This window comes from Mycobacterium ostraviense (assembly GCF_002705925.1).
GTDB classification, from domain to species: Bacteria; Actinomycetota; Actinomycetes; order Mycobacteriales; family Mycobacteriaceae; genus Mycobacterium; species Mycobacterium ostraviense.
Window position 1 is genome coordinate 1 of sequence record NZ_NKRE01000105.1, and the last position, 275, is coordinate 275.

At 63.3% G+C, this 275-nt stretch carries 1 protein-coding gene; it reads right to left on the reverse strand.

Features of this window, described 5'->3' with window-relative positions; all coding sequences use genetic code 11:
• Positions 1 to 275 (reverse strand): putative porin (locus CDN38_RS33725; RefSeq protein ID WP_180276461.1); only part of this gene is annotated, 275 nt, incomplete at both ends.

The window sequence follows — 275 nt, forward strand, 5'->3', positions numbered from 1 at the left end:
AGCGCCAGTTCACGCCCACCTGGGCACCGGACAGCCACTTGTTCTCGTTCGGAGTCTTGACCTTGCTCTGGCTCGGCGAGCTGTCGGAGGTGTACTCCAGCGGCACCACCGCAAGGTTGCCGAACAGGTCGAGATCTCCCCCGTTGAAGTCGTATTTCAGGTTGGCGGCCAGGCCGTCGAAGTTCAGGTCATTGGAGAACAGCGTATCGCTGGTCCAGAACGGATTGCCGAAGCGGCCGCCACGCACCGTCACCCAGTCGGCCGGGCTGTAGGCC